Source organism: Paenibacillus sp. FSL R5-0701, from assembly GCF_037973995.1.
In the GTDB taxonomy this organism is placed as follows: domain Bacteria; phylum Bacillota; class Bacilli; order Paenibacillales; family Paenibacillaceae; genus Paenibacillus.
Genome location: NZ_CP150230.1, coordinates 6043088 through 6057071, shown reverse-complemented (window position 1 = coordinate 6057071; position 13984 = coordinate 6043088). Strand labels below are relative to the sequence as shown.

13 protein-coding genes are annotated in these 13984 nt (G+C 45.0%); 10 read left to right on the top strand and 3 right to left on the bottom strand.

The features are described from left to right. Positions 1-21 precede the first annotated feature (21 nt). Positions 22-1674, top strand: a complete 1653-nt coding sequence (locus MKZ13_RS26850) for an extracellular solute-binding protein (RefSeq protein WP_339179547.1) — start codon at positions 22-24, stop codon at positions 1672-1674. Between the two features lie 219 nt (positions 1675-1893). On the opposite strand, the gene MKZ13_RS26845 is transcribed toward MKZ13_RS26850, so the two are convergent. Next, positions 1894-2139, bottom strand: coding sequence for a hypothetical protein (locus tag MKZ13_RS26845; RefSeq protein ID WP_339179545.1), 246 nt, complete (start codon positions 2137-2139; stop codon positions 1894-1896). A gap of 298 nt (positions 2140-2437) precedes the next feature. Here MKZ13_RS26845 and MKZ13_RS26840 point away from each other — a divergent pair, with 298 nt between their 5' ends. The 3 genes from MKZ13_RS26840 to MKZ13_RS26830 all read left to right on the top strand — a co-directional run bounded on the left by MKZ13_RS26840 (position 2438) and on the right by MKZ13_RS26830 (position 5983). Then, on the top strand, positions 2438-4153 hold the full coding sequence (locus tag MKZ13_RS26840) for a DUF6138 family protein (RefSeq protein ID WP_339179543.1): 1716 nt from the start codon (positions 2438-2440) through the stop codon (positions 4151-4153). 85 nt (positions 4154-4238) lie between these two features. Next, entirely contained in the window at positions 4239-5291 is a 1053-nt protein-coding gene (locus MKZ13_RS26835) for a hypothetical protein (protein ID WP_339179541.1), read from the top strand. A gap of 35 nt (positions 5292-5326) precedes the next feature. Further along, positions 5327-5983, top strand: a complete 657-nt coding sequence (locus MKZ13_RS26830; RefSeq protein ID WP_237178195.1) for a hypothetical protein — start codon at positions 5327-5329, stop codon at positions 5981-5983. Between the two features lie 120 nt (positions 5984-6103). Here the strand turns inward: MKZ13_RS26830 and MKZ13_RS26825 are convergent, their stop codons facing one another. Both MKZ13_RS26825 and MKZ13_RS26820 read right to left on the bottom strand, forming a co-directional pair. Continuing rightward, on the bottom strand, positions 6104-7213 hold the full coding sequence (locus MKZ13_RS26825) for a hypothetical protein (RefSeq protein ID WP_339179540.1): 1110 nt from the start codon (positions 7211-7213) through the stop codon (positions 6104-6106). Positions 7214-7412: 199 nt separating this feature from the next. Then, positions 7413-7619, bottom strand: a complete 207-nt coding sequence (locus MKZ13_RS26820) for a hypothetical protein (RefSeq protein ID WP_017692174.1) — start codon at positions 7617-7619, stop codon at positions 7413-7415. A gap of 330 nt (positions 7620-7949) precedes the next feature. Here MKZ13_RS26820 and MKZ13_RS26815 point away from each other — a divergent pair, with 330 nt between their 5' ends. The 6 genes from MKZ13_RS26815 to MKZ13_RS26790 all read left to right on the top strand — a co-directional run bounded on the left by MKZ13_RS26815 (position 7950) and on the right by MKZ13_RS26790 (position 13979). Next, positions 7950-9578, top strand: a complete 1629-nt coding sequence (locus MKZ13_RS26815) for a copper amine oxidase N-terminal domain-containing protein (protein WP_339179537.1) — start codon at positions 7950-7952, stop codon at positions 9576-9578. Positions 9579-9767: 189 nt separating this feature from the next. Continuing rightward, a complete protein-coding gene (locus tag MKZ13_RS26810) occupies positions 9768-10217 on the top strand; it encodes a disulfide oxidoreductase (RefSeq protein WP_339179536.1) in 450 nt (149 codons plus the stop codon). A gap of 19 nt (positions 10218-10236) precedes the next feature. Then, a complete protein-coding gene (locus tag MKZ13_RS26805) occupies positions 10237-10680 on the top strand; it encodes a FixH family protein (RefSeq protein ID WP_339179534.1) in 444 nt (147 codons plus the stop codon). Positions 10681-10849: 169 nt separating this feature from the next. Next, on the top strand, positions 10850-12337 hold the full coding sequence (locus MKZ13_RS26800; RefSeq protein WP_339179531.1) for a lipase: 1488 nt from the start codon (positions 10850-10852) through the stop codon (positions 12335-12337). A 26-nt stretch (positions 12338-12363) separates the two neighbouring features. Further along, positions 12364-12765, top strand: a complete 402-nt coding sequence (locus MKZ13_RS26795) for a MerR family transcriptional regulator (RefSeq protein WP_221820703.1) — start codon at positions 12364-12366, stop codon at positions 12763-12765. Between the two features lie 122 nt (positions 12766-12887). Next, positions 12888-13979 (top strand): serine hydrolase domain-containing protein, encoded by a 1092-nt coding sequence (locus MKZ13_RS26790; protein ID WP_339179526.1) that lies wholly within the window; start codon positions 12888-12890, stop codon positions 13977-13979. Positions 13980-13984 lie beyond the last annotated feature (5 nt).

Here is a 13984-nt window from a genome sequence, read left to right as displayed (position 1 = left end):
TACCTGAGGAGGGGTTAGTCTATGTATAGAAAAATGATGACAACATTGCTCGCAATCACGATGGTTGCTGTAACGGCATGTAGTTCGGGGGCCAAGGAAGAACCGGCGAAGGAAGCCGCTGCACCACTTGCTCTGCAAGACGGGAAGTATGAACCGGCGGTACAGATGAGTTATTTGCGGGCCTGGAATGATGATACGAAATTCAAGAACGGGGAAACGGCACAGAACAATGTGCATACCAAATGGGCCAAGGAACGACTTGGCATCGATCTGACCACACCGTGGGCCGTATCAGTGACCAATGATGCATTTTACACGAAATTACGCTTGTCCCTGTCCGCTAACGAAGAACTGCCGGATATCGTCTCCATTCGGGGAGACTACAATCTGGTCCGGGAATTAATTGAGTCCGGCAAATTTGCGAATGCAGGTGAGTTGTTTGACAAGTATGCTTCGGACACATGGAAACAGGCTTCTGAATCAGCACCGGAGGAATGGTATCCGTACATGTATGAGGGCGAGCGTTATGGCATTCCAATCTTCGATTATGCCTACAACGGCGATTCGGTCATGTTTATTCGGGAAGACTGGCTGAAGAAGTTGGGACTGGAAGAACCAAAAACCATGGATGAACTGGTTACGGTCATGGATGCTTTTACGAATCAGGACCCCGATGGGAACGGTAAGAAAGATACGTATGGTCTGACCGTGGGCATGAAAAATGCGCTCAATACCTGGATGACGGAATCCGGCTGGATCTTCGGCATGTACAAGACGATGCCTGGTCAATGGAATGATGCTGGAGACGGCACACTGCAATATGGCTCCATCCAGCCAGGTGTGAAGGAAGGCCTAGCAACGATGAAAGATTGGTTGTCCAAAGGTTACCTGCCCAAAGAAGCAGGCGTCTATGACGAGATCAAGGCAGCAGAATTGTTCACCGCAGGTAAAGCAGGCATTATCGTGGGACCACACTGGATGCCAAACTGGCCGATTGATGATGTGAAGAAAAATGTGGACGGTGCCACGTACAAGGCCATTGCCTTACCTACAGGACCAACAGGTGAGAGCCACCAACATGGTTCTGGTGCAAGCAATGGGGTGGTGCTGATTAACAAAGACATGGCGAACCCGGAGATTTTCTTCACGTATCAAAATTATCTATTCGACAACTTTGCCAATCCGGAAGTGGGCAGCGAGTTCGAACATGGCTTTGCACAAGGATATGACTATGACATCGTGGATGGCAAAGTTGTTGGTGAAGCTGAAGTGAAGGACGGCGTATCACCACTCAAATATACAATTACGTATGATGGTGCACGGATTCCGAATCTCATGATGGATACGCTGGCGGAACTTGCGAAGGGCAAGGAACCGGAGACTCCTTTTGAGAAAAATACGAAAATTGCGAACAAACCGGAAGTGTTTGTCGCCGCTGAAGTCGTCGTTGCAAATAAAGATAATGCGATCAAGAACAAGTTCACGGGAGCACCAACCGAGACGATGAAAATGAAGAAGGACGCGATCGACAAGCTGGAGAAGGATACGTTCAGCAAGATCATCTATGGTCAGGTGGGCATTGAGGAATTTGATGCGTTTGTGACAAAGTGGAAATCCATGGGCGGGGATGATATTACCGCCGAAGTGAACGAGTGGTATAAGACAGTTAATTAATTTAAAAAGCAGGGGGAAACTGATGAATTCATCGGATCTACCCTGCTTTTTTATTAGGCATTTTAATGATAAAAAACAACAAGGATAAGAAAAATAGAGCCTTTGAAGTCGTAACCAATAATCGGATTCCTTCACCCGAATCTTTTATACCGAACAAAATATCTATTAAGCACACTGAACCTGAAATGACGAGTACCATCAGTGCAAGTAAGTACATAATCAATTAGACTCGCAACGGACAAAAGTAACGTTTTTTCCTAAAACCACATTATCCACCTTCCATCCGGCATTTAACCAGGATAGTGCCTGTGTATGATTATTGGAATTATTCACCCACCATTGTTCGCGATTATACGCTGTAGGGGGTAACGTAAATCCGAGAATCTCCTCAAGCTCTGCATATGTAAGGGTGATTGAAACTTGATTCAAATAGTTTTCCAAGGGGAAGTATTTGCTGTAGCTCATTTCGTCAGACCTCCTGAAAAGGAATACAATGATTATACAACGTGGGGATGACGATAGCGAGGGCATGCCGAGAGCGTACATAGATATGAAAAAAAAGGAATCCGTAGATCTCTTTGACTAGCAAGCAACCGTGCGTAAGCCTTATTGTTCCGGGTGTACTTGAGAGAGTAAAATAATAGGGAATATACGAACATTAATACGTATTTATAACATAGATACCTCGGACTGGTCCGGGATTCATAGAAATTCAAGTGTGGTTGATGAACATCTTAAGATGCATGGGAAGGCAGGAGATCAGATGAGTACACTTTATGATCAGGCTATGGAAGAGATGATAACGACGATTCATGAATGGTTTGATGAACAGGACAAGCGGGATGACTTGGAAAGTGTTGTGAAGCGAACTACACTGCAAATGGGTATTTTTAATGATATTGTGCTTGATTACAGACCTGGACGGACCACGGTAGACAGCCTGGATCTGGGTTTGGATGATGATGTGAAATCAAAGCAGGAAGGAGCCTTTACCGAGGAACAGGTACGGAACGAGATCGGGCCTAAGCTTGTTGAGGTTGTTCAGGGCAGATTGGACAAGCTGGCAGATACTCCGTTGATTGACTACCGCTTCACTTTCCGCGGGAAATTTCCAACAACCGAAGGCAAGCTGCAATTGACTTTATTGGAATGGATCAACGAAGAGAAAAGAGAGCTGCTCCTTGATCGTATTCATACCTATGTAGACAAGAATCTGGAGAACAGTACATATCCAACGAAGCCATTGGAATCCTTCTTTTTGACGAGTCATCTGCTCGATCCAAAGCTGTTCCCGGAGTTGGATGTAGCATGGACGATCAAGCAGTATGACCGGATACAAGAGTTGAATCAGGGGCGTCCGGAGGCACTTGCGGAACATCGTGGTGAGATTACTCGTGCGGTGACGACATGGACGGAGAATCAGTTTTTGCCACAGTATTATGATGTTCAGTCTTCGCCTTATCGTACCAATGAATATTCACTTAAGCCCGGAGCAACGCTTCAATCGAACATTGAAACACAGACAGCTCTACATTTGGACGAGCATGGGGAGCAGCAAACATCCGAGACTCAACCAATCGATCTGCTGTTATACGCGGCGGTCATGATTCTACGTTTTGAGCCGAGTTATAGCAAACCCAAAGGTGTGACTTTTCTGGAACTCGCGAAGCAGCTTGGTAGCAAACGTGCGGCACGGATGATGACAGAAGGTAGCGGAACGTATGCGAAGGACGATATTCATGTGAAAACGGAAGAAGTAGAATGCAAAGCAAATGATGTATTTGCACTGATGACCATTCACATTCGTAAGGAAGAGCGAAGTGCCTATCAGCAGGCACTTACCTTTATCACTCATTTATTGAAACAGGGCTTTCCGAAAGGTTATAAGGTCAAGCTAAAATCTGCCGTAAAGCAGTATTTGCCGATCAAAGGACTCGCGAAGTCGGATACCCACCGATTCTTTGCCAATGCACTGGAGTACCCGGAGCTGCATCCACTTCTGGAAGAGTATGCGCGTGAGGCTATCCAGGAGTTTGAGTTCTACGAGGATACCGAGGGAGAGAAAAGCTGTATGCCGGGCAGTTATGCAACCTTTGGACTGGGGCTTGTGGATGAGCAGTATTTCCCGCTGGTTGAATATTACATGGGCGAAGTGGATGATGAGCATCAGTTGATTCAGGATAAGTTCATTGCGGCGTTAGTAGAAAAACAGGGTGTACAGGCTCAATCCATACCTGCGTTAGTCGCCAGCTTGCGTCGTTCCACCGATAGTTTGAAGCTAAAGATTCAGCCCGAACTGGAGAATGAGGAAATACTCGAACTGTTGGTTAGACAGATTCAAAAACTTGAGCATTATGAAGCGGAACGTGTAATCTATCCGATCTTTGGCAAGGTGGAGAAGCTCTCAACGCTCGCTCGCAAAGCGGAGGGAAGACGGAAGGAATTATTGCTGGAACTGTTGCAGGCCGCAGGGAAATAAAAATGTGAACAAGTTAGATTGTACTGTGTCACCCAGTAAAGCATTTTAGAGAAGTGAGAGTGTATAAGGAAGGGTGGGGAGAGTTATGGAAACATGGAGTCGAGACATGTGGCAGGCGTTGAATGCTCAGGACAAAGAGGCTTCGATGCGTAAGCTTGTTCGTCAGTTACCAGACGGTATGGTATATGAGGGTCTCGAGACATTTGAACGGTTTGGTCAGCGAATAGAGACAGGTGTATTTACGGAGGATGGGCTGAGATTTGTGTTTGTGCCTGGGGATCAAGTAACACTCGGCTGGGATCGTTGGCAGCATGGTATGAACGAAGTGACCTCAGCCGACCTGCATGAAACGGTCAGTGAGTATGGTGTGGAGGACGTGGATTCGTTTCTGGCGAGTCAAATGTCACCTGTAAGAACGGTCAACATTGCGCCGATGCTTGTTGAATGCGAACTGATCTCACTTGGCTGGATTGAAGTGTCCAAGGAGGAAGCATTTGCACAGGAAAATCCTGATTTCCCTTCAGCACTGGAGCAGTTTAAGCAGTCGGAAATACGTGAATATGAATTGCATCAACAATTTCGTCTGATTCGCCAAAGTGAGAATGAAGTCCGAATTCTGTGGTTCAACGAAGGAATAGAGTTGGAAGACGTTGTGAGGGAGGAAGCTGCGGCGGGTTTTGGTTTGCTGACCGAAGACGAATGGGAGTATATCTATGGCGGCGGTTGTCGCACGTTATTTCCCTGGGGTGACAGCTTCGACTATACGATGAGATTGAAGCATTTTGGAAGTCTGGAAGGCGTGGATGAGATTGTGGATGGATCGGCAGAGACGGCCTCTTCCCGGGTTGAAGAAAAGGATGATCGTCCTTATGATCTGGAACTGCCAAATTTCTTTGGGGTGCAATTTGCTGGTGATCCCTACAAGTATGAGCTTACACAGGATTCGGCTGGGGATGTGATGCCCAAAGGTGGAGACGGCGGTAGCCTGATATGTGGTGGAACAGGGCCACTGGTTGGTTCTTTGCCTGCTGCTGCCGTGTATTATCGAGACGTTAATGCCAGTGAACTCGACTGGGAGGATGTGATGGATGCGATGGCCTATCGCAGGGTTATTCGTTTAACGGAAATGGCATTGTAGTCATGACAAAATGAATCTATCAAGGAAGAGTTATAATGGTGAATAATAAACGTTCAAAACCTTATGAAGATTCACCTTATGTCGTCTATGCGGTAGATGGTATTCGGCTGAGTGCAGGCATACTTGTCCTGTTTTTTCTTAACGTATTTCTGCTTATTCCCGTGTTCAGTGTCCCGTTCCAATCGCTGTATGCGTATATTCTCGTGCCACCGCTGGGCTTTATGAATATATGGGCTATTGCCCTGATTGCGGCCCCGCGCAGACTTCAACTGAATTATGTATTGTTCCGAGGCGTATTTGGCATCGTTTGTTCTGTGGGATTTATGGTGATTGTTCAGAAGTTTGCCTACGGGACACTTGGTCTGTCGACACCTTGGTACGGCATTGGATCATTTGTGGTATATGGTTTTGCCTTGTTCCAGTACATGAAGTTTCATTTGCGTAAGCTGCAGCAGCCCCCTCAGCGTAAAAAAGGGGATAAAAGCACGGGTGTGCCTGTTGCCACAATAACGATGATTACAAGCGGAGCATATCTTCTGGCCAATATTTCACTGGCCTTTGTTACACAGCAGACTGTGGCTGTTGTGCTAATGTGTGTATACATTATGCTGGCTTTTGTGGTATTTCATTTTATCATGGACTTGCATCGGTATTACTGGCTTCGCCAGGTCATGAACAAGGCAGAGAGTTAATTGCAGGATAGGGAGGGACGAACAGGAAGAGATCTTTGTGCAGAGTTTGAGCATACGTAACACACATCAAATCAGCCCCAACTCATAGAGTGGGACCGAAATGATGTGTGTTTATTTTGTTTATTTCACTTTTTGTACAGATACCGCCATTTGCTCCAGTTGAGTGTGAGTCAATTGGTTATTCGGTGAACTGACAGTTACATAACGATCATCCAGCTTGAACGTGAGCATATCCGTTTGATCTGGTGTGTACCATTTGGCTGATACGCCATTAGGCAGTTTTACCGTTTTGCCATCATAGCTGAACGAGTAGTCTTTAGGGGATACCGTGACATTCATACGATTGAAAACAAAGTTTACACCATCACCGCCTGCACCTACGCTTTTGAACGTATCTCCAGCAACCATATGTTGTGGGGCATAGGCTGTTGTGAACCCGTCAAACTTCGCAAATGCTTTGCGAATATTATCCAATTGTTGTTTGCTATAGTTCACGTCAGCAAATGCAGTGGTCCCTTGATCGTTGTTGCCAGTTGCCTTCTGAACAGAGACAGCGACTTGTTGCAACTGAGCTTGGCTCAGCTTATGATCCGGGGAGCTAAGCGTAACGTAGCGATCATCCAGTTGGAACGTGAGCATGCCCGTTTGATCTGGTGTGTACCATTTGGCGATCACGCCATTGGACAGTTTCACGTCTTTGCTCGTATAACCGTCCGAATAATCTCTTGGAGACACATCCACTTTCATATGGTTGAAGACAAAACTGACGCCGTCGCCACCCGCACCTACACTTTTGAACGTGTCACCTGCGATCATCTGCTGAGGTGCATAAGCGGTCTCGAACCCATCGAATTGTGCAAAAGCTTTTTGAATCGCCTCTTTTTGTGCTGCACTATACGTTACATTCGTTAAGGCTGATGGATTGCTGGTAGCTTGGCCGATCATGACCTGTCCTTTTTTGCCGTCATAGGATACAGGCACATGCAGTGCATCAGCAAGCGCTCGTACGGGCAGATAAGTAGAGTTGTTATAAGTAATTGGCGCAAGTTTGTTGCCATTGCCATCCGTTGGTGAGTAAGCCGCGCCATCGACATTAAAGCTAATTCCATGGTTAAGGTATGCGGAGATTTTCTCCAGTTGTGTTCCGGCGAATACACCCGTTGCTCCTGTTAGTGTCATGCCCAGTACCATCATCGTTGCTACGGATTTCTTCATGTTTTTTTTCATCATATATCTCTCCTTCAAGTTGGGGGTTAGTTTTATTTAATGGGCTCGCTGTCCCTTATGGCTTTATATTAAACCCCGAACATATCCAGAATAATTCTGAATTATCTCCAACTTGTAAACATGTGTATATATACGGAGAATGTAGAACGAACACTGAAACTGCTTGGTGTGTTGAACGTATTCTTTGCCGAATCGTAACATTTTAGTTAAAAAGATAGAGGATGAGTCCGCCAAAACCAAGGACAATCGCACCAACGTATACATAGGAAAGTTTGCTTAGGTTTTGCTTTGTGCGGCGGTCATATTCGGGGTTGCTGGTCTGATTGGCTTTGGAATTTCCGATGATCATGGTAGCAATACCTCCAAACAAGGCGATACCCACAATTAAAACATAAGGCAACCAGGTCATGAATGGACCTCCTTCGCGAATAATATGATATGTCCTTATTGTACTTCAGGATAACCTTTGATGTAAGCTTTAGTTGAGAAATAAAGGAAAATGAAGTATCTATATTACAGTATGTATGTAGTCTTGGATCGGAAAGATCACTACAATTTTATATTTTTTTAATTCAAAAAAACCTTGATACAACAGGCATTCGCAGCTTTCCTTACTGAAGGCTGTGAATTTTTTTTGCCCACAGAGTGATCCAGAAGAGAGAACCCTGCGTTACACCCTATGAAGACGACGACGAGGAAAGAAATTATACACAAAACATAATCGAGGAGTGAACACGTAATGAAAATGAAGATGAAGAAGTTTATCGCACCTGTACTTAGCTTAACACTGTTGATGCCGGGGATCGCTGGAGCAGCTTCCGCACCACAAACACCAATGACCATGATGAAAGCATCCGTGAACACACCGGCGGCTGACCTGAGAGCGAACCTGGATCACCTGCTGTCCGAGCACTTTGCACTCGCAGTAACCGCAATGGCCAAAGCATATGACGGAGCAAAAGACGCAGACGCAGCCTACAAAGCACTCGACCAGAATGCACTGGATATGCAACCGGCAATCGCCTCCCTATATGGTGACGCAGGTGCCAAAGAATTCGAACGCATCTTCCGCTCTCATAACAAATATACAGATGATCTGGTGAAAGCAACCAAAATGGGCAACCAGGCTGGAATCAAACAAGCACAGGCAAACATCAACGGTTTCGTGGATGAGTTCTCCACATTCCTGAGCACAGCAACCGAAGGCAAATTGCCAAAAGCAGCAGCCAAACAGGCGTTGAAAGTACATGAAGATCTCGTGCAAAAAGTATTTGATGAGTATGTAGCTGGAGATTACGCTGATGCATACAAGGCTTACCGTGAAGGTTTCAAAGAAATGTTCGACGTAAGTAAAGCACTCTCCACAGCAATTACGACACAAATGCCTGAGAAATTCGAAAATACCAAAGCGGATACAAAAGCAGCTGATCTGAGATCTGCACTCAACCACTTGGCTTCCGAACACTTTGCGCTTTCGGCTCTGCAAATGCAAGAGGAATTTGATGGACGTACAGCGGCTTCCAACGCATTGATTACTGCTGAAGCTGGAAACACAACTGACTTCAAAGCAGCGATTGCTTCCGTTTACGGTAACGATGGTGCCAATGCTTTCGAGAAAATTTGGGTAACCAACCACGTTAATGCACAAAGCGATTATGTAAAAGCTGTTAAAAACAACGATGCTGCGGCTCGTGCGGCAGTAGAGAAACGTATTGATGAATTTACAACAGAATTTGCTACATTCCTGGATTCAGCAACAGCTGGAAATCTGCCAAAAGCAGCAGGACAACAAGCGCTGACAACACATGAAAATCAAGTGCAAAACGTATTGAATCAATATGCAGCAGGTAACTATGATGCTTCGTACACAACAAATCGTGAAGGTTTCAAAGTGATGTTTGGTGTAGGTCAAGCCCTTGGTAACGCCATCGTGACTCAATTCAACGACAAATTCCAAGAGCCAGCAACACCTGCACCAGCGCCAGAAATGACAACGGTGTGGATGCAACTGAACAGCAAAATGCTGAAAATTAACGACAAAACAACCAACATGGATACTACACCAGTGCTTTGGAAAAACACAACATACATTCCATTGCGTTTCCTGAGTGAAGGTATTGGTGCAACAGTGAAATGGGACAAAAAAGCAAAACAAGTAACGGTAATGGCTGGCGATGATATCCTTGAATTCTGGGTGAACAACAACATTATGGAAGTAAACGGCGTAAAGAAAAATGTGGGTTCAACTGTATTTGTAAATAAAGATGGACGTACACAAGTACCTCTGCGCTTCATTGCTGAACTTCTGAACTGGGACGTGAAATGGGCACAAAAAGATGGTTCCATTACGCTGACTAAATCGATGTAATCCAACGTTTTATATACCGAATCAAACAAAAGAGCTGCCCCATACGGCAGCTTTTTTGTATTCACCCAAAAGTTCAAATATTTGGTATAATCATCGAGTAATGACCTACATAACAGCTTGAATAGCCGATGGAGTCTAGAATGATGTATGATAATTTGGTATAAGCAAAATGAAGAGGGGGACAGAGGAATGAGTACATCATCAAAATCGGAGCGTCCAGCGAGAAATGTGGATACCCGTTTATTTGTTGCTTGGACCGTTTCCGTTATTGCAACAGGGGGGAGTCTCTATTTCAGTGAGATCAAGGGGTATCTTCCATGTGATCTATGCTGGTACCAGCGTATATTCATGTATCCACTAACCATCTTGCTGGGCATTGCCTACTTTAAGGATGACGTGGGTATCACCAAATACGTACTGCCACTGAGTTTCGTCGGTGGCGGCATTTCGTTATATCATGTAACGATCCAGCGTATTTTTTCAGCTACAGGTAATGCCGTCGCATGCGGTAAGGTTCCATGTTATACCGACTATTTGAACTGGTTTGGTTTCATCACGATTCCATTACTGGCACTGATCGCCTTTATTATCATCATCGTGATGCTGTGGGGCATCGGCAAAACACCAAAATCTTCTTAATAAGAAAGGATAGATGGTGATGAGCGGACAAGCTCGGTGGTTCATGCCCTTCATTATTCTGCTCCTCCTGACGGTGGGATGCTCTTATGAGGAACAGTCACAATCGGGCGAGATGCCAGAGATGATCAAAGTGAAACTTATGATTCCGGATAAGGTATCTGCCAAGGAAGAAGTCGCTTTGCAGATCAAGCTGACACAGGGAGAACAGCCTGTAAATGATGCGGATCATGTACAGTTTCAGGTATGGAATGAGCAGGATGAACCCGAAGCCCCTTCATTCGATCAAGGAATGATGAGTGCCGAAGAACTTGAATCTCGGGGAGCGACGAAGGCTGTATCTATAGGCGATGGTATATATGAAGTAAAACATGCATTTCAGGAACCCGGAGTGTATGTCGTTCAGGCGCATGTAACCTCAGGAGCGATGCATACCATGCCTAGAACAAAGGTAACCGTGGAGTAATCGTTGTAGTTCACCCGATGAATATACCGTGCAAGCTCTTTCAGGCGGTATGGCATATTTACCGGGTGTTTCAGTGTGTCTACGATTTTTCGTCATATATTCAGCCTTGACCTTGAAGTATACTTCAAGGTTTATTCTTTTTTTATCAAGAAATATTGGAGGCTGAATAATGAGAATTTTAGAATGGATTTTGGTATTGGTAACCGTAGCAGCTACGGTACTCATGCTAGTGTTTCCGAAGCGCCGGGCAATAACAGTGGGCATACTCACAGCTCTGGTTCTGGCAGTGCTTCTGCATGGCTTGATCAATTCATTTCGCGTGCAGATGATACCAACCTATATCGTTACACTTGTATTATTCATTACGTTAATCATTCAACTCATGAAATCATACCGCGGTGATCGTTATGTTCAGAGCGTGCGGAGACCCAACCGTCTTTCAATAATAAAGATGACGCTGGTATCGATTCTGCTTCTGGCCTTCAGTACATGTTCAATTATACTGACCTGGCTCTTACCTGCTTTTACGATGCCTGAACCAACCGGCACATATGCCATTGGGACATTCTCACAACACCTGGTGGATGAATCTCGCGAAGAGACCAAAACACCCAAGGCCGGAGATAAGCGGGAACTTATGATTAATGTGTGGTATCCGGTGGATCAGAAAACCGCCAAAGGGCTGCCGCTGGAGCATTATCCTAGTGAACTGGGAGAAGCGATCAGTCTGGTGTTTGGCATCCCGTCTCAGGTGTTCAGTTATCTGGATACCATTCCAACACATGTGGTGCAAGGAGCTGAGATGTCCGCCGTCCAAAGCAAGTATCCGGTTTTGCTATTCTCGCCGGGTATCCGCTCAGCCCGTTTTCAGAGCATGACGATGATTGAGGAGCTGGTTAGCCACGGTTACATTGTCGTGGGGATAGATCACCCTTATACGTCAGCACAAGTGACATTTCCCGATGGACGTGCAGTTTCCTATCAGGCTGACCCTGAATTTGCAACGTCAGCGGAATTATATCAATATAATGTAGAAGGCATAGGCATACGTGCAGATGATGCAAGCTTTGTTCTCAATACGCTTACCCAGTGGAATTCACATGACCCGAATCAACTGCTGCAAGGCAAGCTTGATCTCGATCACGTCGGCATTATGGGACATTCGTATGGTGGGGCAACAACAGCGGAAACACTGGCGCAGGATGAGCGATTCCAAGCGGGACTTAGCCTGGAAGGCGGTTTCTGGGGTAAAGTATCCACAACAGCCTTGAAACAGCCGTTTATGTATATCATGTCGGGTGGGACAGACAAAAGTCTGGACCCGGACGCCACTGCCAAGGATAAAGTATTTTATCCCGAGTTTGAGCCTGATTTGGATCGGGTGATGTCAAATAGTCTTAATGATACCTATTATCTGACAGTAGAGAATTTGTTCCATCAAAGCTTTACGGATATTTCGTTAATTTCACCGAAAATGTTTGCCAGAGGCATGACGCCAGAACATAATGTGGATATAACCAGATCCTATGCGCGGGCATTCTTTGACCGTTATCTGAAAGGGAAAGAGCAGCCATTGCTGCAAGGATCTTCAGCACAATTTCCCGAGGCCACCTATGATGCCACATATACTAAGATACGCAACGAAGAAACACAATAAATCTGCAGAAGGATGGAGGCGTAGGCATGGAAACCATGACAAGAGGAGAGCTGGCTAAGCGTACCGGTGTAAGTATGGCAACCCTCCGTTATTACGAAGATAGTGGAATTCTGCCTGCTCCCCGTCGTTCCTCCAACGGATATCGGGTGTATACCGAGGATTATCTGGTCAAAATTAAGTTCATTAAGGATGCCCAGTTGCTGGGTTACTCCTTAAAGGAGATACAAGAGACCCTGCAACTACTCAGCCAGGAAGACATGGAAAAGGATACGTTAAAAACCCTTGTACGCGAACGCATCGCTGACATTCAGACACATATTGACCATCTGGAACAGATGCAGATTCATCTGGCACGACTGTTGCATACACCGGAGGACGATATCGATAATTATATTCAATCGTTCAGGGTGCAGAAGAAAGAGCCGTAATCGCGGCTCTTTTCCTGTTTAAGAGAAAACAGGCGTGGACTATTGAGCAGGGAATCGGAGATTTAGAAAGAATACATAGTGTAGTTTGCCAATACATAGTGGTGGTTAACGTGGTTTCAATAATGAAATTCACACCAACAAAAGGAGTAACATTTTCTATGAGGGATTTACAAGGTTTTGTATCCGATTACATCAAAGGAAAGAAACATCTGCATCTTGAGATTGGCGTTATTACAAAGGAAGATATCGAATATCATTCATTGGGCAATCCCAAAAAGAAGAGCGTGGCTGCGCCTGAACATAGATTGTTCGAAATCGGCTCTGTCACCAAACTTTTTACATCTATCCTTCTATTAGAATTGGAACGTCAACAGCAGCTTTCCACGGATGACACGGTTGGCAGGTACATACACAATGGTAAAAACGATTATTTGAATAAGGTTACCTTAAAAAGTCTTGCTACGCATACCTCTGGATTACCTAGACTTGCCACAAATCTGAACCCCACGAAAAACCGATTGAATCCGTATTCAGATTATACCGAGGATGATTTACTTGCTTTTTTAACCGCTGCTGACTTTACGGATCAGATGGGTTCATTTGAGTATTCCAATACCGGCGTGGGCTTACTGGGTTATATCCTATGTAAAGTATCAGGAAGTACATATGACGATCTGCTTAAAAAATATATCACAGGTCCATTAAACATGACGGAGACAGCAGCTATGCTGAATCCAGAACAGAATGGCAGATTTGTGGATGGACATACGTCAACGGGGAAAAAAGTCCCTCACTGGGATCTTAGTGTACATGCAGGGGCTGGGGCGATCAAGTCATCGGTTCACGATATGTGTTTATTTGTTCAGGCCAACCTTAATGATGATCATCCGATAGCCTCTGCAATACAAAAAAGTCATGTTCCTATAATGATTGGAGACTCGGACTTATATTTAGGATGGCATAAGGATAAGCTGTTAGATCAGGATATTCTCTGGCATAACGGTGGCACATTTGGTTTCTCCAGTTATTTGGCTATAAACAAGGAACAGGGTATAGGGGTCGTATTATTGTCCAATTATTGTTTTGGATCAGCCTCTATTGTGGATGAGTATCTGGATACGATATTCAAGTTTATAACTAGAAAAGACCTTTATCCACTCATGCCGCTAGACCCTGTGGGTAATAAAATACTGGAAGCCATGATGCAGAGATAAAAAAA

What these genes read in the sequence shown, in the direction of transcription:
- MKZ13_RS26830 (WP_237178195.1), top strand. Translation starts at nt 5,327, where the DNA reads ATGGTGAATAATAAACGTTCAAAACCTTATGAAGATTCACCTTATGTC.
- MKZ13_RS26820 (WP_017692174.1), bottom strand. Translation starts at nt 7,619, where the DNA reads ATGACCTGGTTGCCTTATGTTTTAATTGTGGGTATCGCCTTGTTTGGA.
- MKZ13_RS26840 (WP_339179543.1), top strand. Translation starts at nt 2,438, where the DNA reads ATGAGTACACTTTATGATCAGGCTATGGAAGAGATGATAACGACGATT.
- MKZ13_RS26790 (WP_339179526.1), top strand. Translation starts at nt 12,888, where the DNA reads ATGAAATTCACACCAACAAAAGGAGTAACATTTTCTATGAGGGATTTA.
- MKZ13_RS26835 (WP_339179541.1), top strand. Translation starts at nt 4,239, where the DNA reads ATGGAAACATGGAGTCGAGACATGTGGCAGGCGTTGAATGCTCAGGAC.
- MKZ13_RS26800 (WP_339179531.1), top strand. Translation starts at nt 10,850, where the DNA reads ATGAGAATTTTAGAATGGATTTTGGTATTGGTAACCGTAGCAGCTACG.
- MKZ13_RS26815 (WP_339179537.1), top strand. Translation starts at nt 7,950, where the DNA reads ATGAAAATGAAGATGAAGAAGTTTATCGCACCTGTACTTAGCTTAACA.
- MKZ13_RS26810 (WP_339179536.1), top strand. Translation starts at nt 9,768, where the DNA reads ATGAGTACATCATCAAAATCGGAGCGTCCAGCGAGAAATGTGGATACC.
- MKZ13_RS26805 (WP_339179534.1), top strand. Translation starts at nt 10,237, where the DNA reads ATGAGCGGACAAGCTCGGTGGTTCATGCCCTTCATTATTCTGCTCCTC.
- MKZ13_RS26795 (WP_221820703.1), top strand. Translation starts at nt 12,364, where the DNA reads ATGGAAACCATGACAAGAGGAGAGCTGGCTAAGCGTACCGGTGTAAGT.
- MKZ13_RS26845 (WP_339179545.1), bottom strand. Translation starts at nt 2,139, where the DNA reads ATGAGCTACAGCAAATACTTCCCCTTGGAAAACTATTTGAATCAAGTT.
- MKZ13_RS26850 (WP_339179547.1), top strand. Translation starts at nt 22, where the DNA reads ATGTATAGAAAAATGATGACAACATTGCTCGCAATCACGATGGTTGCT.
- MKZ13_RS26825 (WP_339179540.1), bottom strand. Translation starts at nt 7,213, where the DNA reads ATGATGAAAAAAAACATGAAGAAATCCGTAGCAACGATGATGGTACTG.